The sequence below is a fragment of the Protofrankia sp. Cj3 genome, from assembly GCF_917627355.1.
Taxonomy (GTDB): domain Bacteria; phylum Actinomycetota; class Actinomycetes; order Frankiales; family Frankiaceae; genus Protofrankia.
The window spans coordinates 1-4,875 of record NZ_CAKJTR010000158.1; the positions used below are offsets into that span (position 1 = coordinate 1).

General features: G+C 66.3%; 4 protein-coding genes. 2 read left to right on the plus strand and 2 right to left on the minus strand.

The genetic code is table 11. The features are described 5' to 3' along the window. The first annotated feature begins 307 nt into the window (after window positions 1–307). Entirely contained in the window at window positions 308–1,135 is an 828-nt protein-coding gene (locus MJ783_RS18140; protein WP_239311856.1) for an MBL fold metallo-hydrolase, read from the plus strand. A 236-nt stretch (window positions 1,136–1,371) separates the two neighbouring features. Here MJ783_RS18140 and MJ783_RS18145 read toward each other — a convergent pair whose 3' ends face one another. Next, entirely contained in the window at window positions 1,372–1,851 is a 480-nt protein-coding gene (locus tag MJ783_RS18145) for a PaaI family thioesterase (RefSeq protein WP_239311857.1), read from the minus strand. 185 nt (window positions 1,852–2,036) lie between these two features. Continuing rightward, entirely contained in the window at window positions 2,037–2,999 is a 963-nt protein-coding gene (locus MJ783_RS18150; protein WP_239311858.1) for an alpha/beta fold hydrolase, read from the minus strand. Between the two features lie 105 nt (window positions 3,000–3,104). Here MJ783_RS18150 and MJ783_RS18155 point away from each other — a divergent pair. Beyond that, window positions 3,105–4,875 (plus strand): long-chain fatty acid--CoA ligase (locus tag MJ783_RS18155; RefSeq protein WP_239311859.1); only part of this gene is annotated, 1,771 nt, incomplete at its 3' end.

The following is a 4,875-nucleotide window of genomic DNA, read 5'->3' on the forward strand; positions in this document are numbered from 1 at the left end:
AGGTAGAACACCGCTCCTGGGCCTTCTCCGCCTCACGATGCATCCGTCTGTCATCCGGCACCCCCCGAACAACGTCCGGCGGCGACCACTTAGCCAGCAGCCTCCGGCCAGCAGCCCGGCCGGGCCGTGGGCGCGGCCGGGGCCGTGAGCATGGCCGGGGCCCGCGGCGATTAATCCTGGCAATCGCCCGTGTGGAACCTGCCGGTTGCCAGCTCCATGATTGCGCAGCACCATCACTGGAACGAGTGAAATGTGCGTTCAGGCATGGTGTTGATTTTTGTATTTCAGGAGATCGGATGTCCTTCTGATGCATCTCACGGTCCTCGGCTGCCGCTCCGGAATGCCATCCGGCGGGCAGGGCAGTTCAGGCTATCTGGTGAGTACGGAGAGTTCCAGGATACTGCTGGACTGCGGTCCTGGGGTGGCTCTGGCGCTCAGCGCGATCGGGCATCCAAAGATGCTGGACGCGGTTGTGATCAGCCATTTTCACCTGGACCACTGTTATGATCTGCTACCTGTCGGGAAGGCTCTTCTGAGCGGGCGGGCCCGATACGGAAAACACCTGGCAAGCCTGCCGGAGGCCGACGACCACAGCGAGCGCCCACCGATTCCGTTGTACGTCCCGAGCGGCGGCCGGGCGACCCTGGACAAGCTTGCGAAACTTTTTCCAGTGGCGACGATCCCCATGTTGGACAAGGCGTTCGACATCGCTTTCGACGTGCGGGAATACAGTGCCGGCGAGGTGTTCAAGGCGGGTGACTGCGAAATCGGCATGCATGGCCTGCGGCATGCTGTGCCCAACTGCGGCGTCCGGGTGGAGGGCCCGGCGGGAACACTCGCCTACACCGGCGATACAGGGCGCACCGACGCGCTGATCTCCCTGGCCGCAAAGGCCGATCTGCTGCTCGCCGAAGCCACGCTGGCGGTCAGCGACGACGGGCCGCACGGCCATCTCAGCGCCACCGATGCCGGTGAGACCGCAGCCGCGGCCGAGGTCGGCCAGCTTGTGCTCACCCATTTCATCTCCGCCGACCCAGGATGGCTGCATGCCCGCCAGGCTGACGCCAGCCGGGTCTTTGACGGCCCGGTGCGCCTTGCCGCACCGGCCGCGCGGTTCGGCATCCAGCTCTCCTGATGTTCTCCCGGGGCGTCCGCCGGCCAGCTCGAGGCCGGTGGGCGCAGTGAGCGCGCCTCCAGCGGGCCGTCGATGACCGGCTGGAGGCGCACCTGGTGGAGCCGCGGCCCGTTGGGACTGTGATGTCTGTCGGGGCCGGGACGCCCCTTGGGACGTGGAACGGGCTGACGTGGAACGACCCGGGGCGCGCACAGCCCGGCGCGCTGGGCCGGGCGTGCTGGTCAGATCGGTGTGTCTCAGGCCGCGTCCGCGGGCCGCATGAGCATGCAGGTACTGGTTCCGTGGGCGATCAGTTTTCCGGCGGGGTCGACGACGCGGGCCTCCGCGAGCGCGGTCCGTCTACCGATGTTGATCGTCCTGCCTTCGCAGCTGAGCTGGTCGCCATCAAGCTTGACCGGGCGAATGAAGTTGACCTTCAACTCGAGCGTGGTGTAAAGAACGCCATCGGCCAGCTCGGTGAAGATCGCGCTGCCCATAGCGGTGTCCATGAGGGTCGCCAGGACGCCGCCATGCACGGTGGAGATGGCGTTGGCCGTGGCCGGTGAGGGCGTGAGCGTGTACACCGTCCGGCCTTTCTCCACCGACGCAAGTGTGATGCCCAGTGAGTGCCCGACCCCGATCCCGGATTCCAGTCCGTAGGCCAGTATCTCGCGCAGCTCGCGGATGCGGTTCAGCTCCGGAGATTCTTCTTGTGCGCCGTTCGCGTGCACGGACACCTTCTCCTTCGGGTTGAGAGCGTGTGTGAGATCGTCATTCCGGCTCGCCGCGGCCAGGCGCCCCCTGGCCGCGGCTCACTGATCGAAAGCCCGATCTCACACACGCTCTGAGTTGCGCTGACCGAGCGCCGGCCGCTGGAGCCGATCGGCCGGCGCTCGGGTGATATTCGCGGCCGGGTGACGAGCTACTGCCGTACGGTTGTAACCCAGTCGGTCATCCGGGCGGCGATCGTGCCGCCGTCCCGTATCCAGTCGATGTGGCCGAGCCGAAGCTGTCCGGAGGCACGGTCGAGATGCAGCCGGGCCAGCGGGGCGGAGCCGAGTTTCGCGCACAGGATGTCGACCGCCCGCCGGGGCGCGAGTAGATCATCGTCCAGGGAGACGGCAAGCACCGGCACGGATAGCTCCCGAAGTCGTTGCTCGAAGTTCTGCTCGGAGCCCGCCGGTTCGTACCGTCCTGTCCGGGCGTGTCGGCACCAGTCCAGCATGAGGCCGGCTGGTTGTCGGCCCGCGAATCCCAGCCGGTGGCCGGGCCAGTGGCCGAGTATTCTGGTCACCAGGTAGACGGCCCGCGTCTGCAGCAGGATTTTCGGTCCCCGGCGACCGAATCCGCTGACGTGGGTGGTCCCCGTGGCGATGACCGCGACCCCCGCGACGGTATCCGGCCGGACCGAGGCGTAGAGGATCCCCAAGGTGCCGCCGAGACTGTGACCGAGCAGGAACAGCGGCGCCGCGGGGTACCGGCGGTGGACGGTCTCGATGATGGCGGGGAGATCCTGCTCGATTATCACCTGGTAACCGGACCGCGTTCCCGGGCGCGTCGACCGGACACTCTCGCCCTGGCCGCGTAGATCGACCGTTACGACGGACAGCCCACGCCGGCACAATTCCTGGACGAACGGTTTGTAGTACGTCGCCGGCACACCCATGGCCGGGAGGAGAAGCACCGCGGGAGCGGTTTGATCCTGCTGGGAGAACAGCCGGAGGACGAAGGTCGATCCGTCTTCGGTGGTGATCGGAACAATGTCGGTCGATGGTGGGCCGGAGACGTCCGTCTCAATCGGCGCTCTGGGGTTGACGGACAAGGCGGCACTCCTTTCGATCGAACTGATCGTGGTTTTTCCGTTGTCGTTGAGTATAGGGTTCATGAATACTTGTGAACAACCTTTCCGGCCATCATCGGAGCCGGCTATCCTGTTTTTGTCACCCGACCGCACATATCGCTGTTAGGGGTAGTCGTGCAGGAATTCAGCATGCCCGGCGGAGCCACTCCGCCGCATGGCCAGGGGCTTGCCGGCATGGCATTCGACCGTAAGCGGCTGGAGCCGGACCGACCGATTCTGAGTCGCCGGACAGCCACCGGTTGGCAGGACGTCACCCTCGCCGGGTTCGGTCACGACGTGTTGCGGGTAGCGAAGGGGCTGCTGGCCGGCGGCGTCGCGGCCCAGGACCGGATAGGGGTACTCGGCCACACCTGTTATGAGTGGGTCGTCGCGGACTTTGCGATCTGGACGATCGGCGCGGTGACCGTACCGATCTACCCGACATCGTCGGAGTACCAGGTCGGACATATCATCCGGGATGCAGGCGTGTCCGGCTGTTTCGTCGAGGAGCCCGAGCGGCTGGACATGCTGGGGAAGGGTGGCCTGGGCGTCCCCGCCGATCGCCGGTGGTTGCTGGGCGGCTCCTTCGATGATCTCGCGGACCGGGGGGGCTCGGTACCGGACGAGATGGTGACGGGACGCCGGCGCGCGGTACGCGCGGATGATCTTGCGACAATCGTTTACACCAGCGGCACGACCGGCCCGCCCAAGGGCTGTATGCTCACGCACGGCAATATGTTCGCGGCCGCGGTGAACGTGGTGGAACAGTTGGGTGTCGTTTTCTCGGGATCGGATCCGGAGCCGGCGAGCACCCTGCTTTTCCTGCCGCTGTCCCATGTCTTCGGGCGGGTCACCCAGCTTGGTTGTCTGTGGGCGGGGGTCCGTACGGGGCACCTCGCCAGCCCAGCTGATCTGCTGGCGGTTATGCCTTCCTTCCGGCCGACATTTCTGATCGCTGTCCCGTATGCTCTGGAGAAGATCAGGAAAAACGCCCGCCAGCTTGCCGGCGTCGATCTCTCGGCGGTGGATTACCGCGCCGCGGAACGCACGGCGATCCACGAGGGAAAAGTCCGCCGCGGCCATGCGCTGGCGGACCCGGCGCTGCGCGCCGGCCAGCCCGTGTTCGACCGGTTGGTGTTCCGTCCCCTGCGCGCCGCTTTCGGCGGGCGTCTTCGGCACATCGTGTGCGGGGGGGCATTCCTTGACCCCTCGACGGCGGAGTTCATGACCGGTCTCGGTGTGGAGATCTTCGGTGCCTACGGCCTCACCGAGGCGTCGACAGCGGTGAGCATAAACGCGCCGGGCGCCAACCGGCCGGGGAGCGTCGGCCGGCCGCTGCCCGGGACAACGGTGGCGATCAGTGACGACGGAGAGGTGCTGGTGCGCGGGCCGCAGGTATCCGCCGGTTACTGGCCACCGCCGGTCGAGCGTGCCGCGCCGGATGACGGCTGGCTCGCGACTGGTGATCTTGGCCGGCTCGACGATGACGGATACCTGTACATCATTGGCCGGCGTAAGGAAATTATCATCACCAATGGTGGCAAGAACGTCTCGCCAGCGCCGCTGGAGGACCGGATCAGGCTGCATCCCCTGGTGAGCAACTGCATGGTGGTCGGTGACGAGCGGCCGTTCGTCACCGCTCTTGTCACCGTCGACCGCACCGCTGTCCGGACCTGGGCTGATCGGCTGGGCCTGTTGCTTGCGGATGATTCCTGGTACGCCGACGAGCGTCTGCGCGCGGAGCTTCAGCCCGCTGTCGACGCGGCGAACGAGCTGGTCTCCCGGGCCGAGTCGATCCGTAAGATCGTTGTGCTGCCGATCGACTTCTCGATTGCCGACGGTCATCTGACGCCCTCGCTCAAGCTTCGCCGGGATGTGATCGTCGCGCGGTTCGACAAGGAGATCGAACAGATGTACGCGG

Bases quoted from the DNA above. Each gene is read 5' to 3' on its own strand.
- MJ783_RS18150 (WP_239311858.1), bottom strand. From the start codon at position 2,999: ATGAACCCTATACTCAACGACAACGGAAAAACCACGATCAGTTCGATC.
- MJ783_RS18140 (WP_239311856.1), top strand. From the start codon at position 308: ATGCATCTCACGGTCCTCGGCTGCCGCTCCGGAATGCCATCCGGCGGG.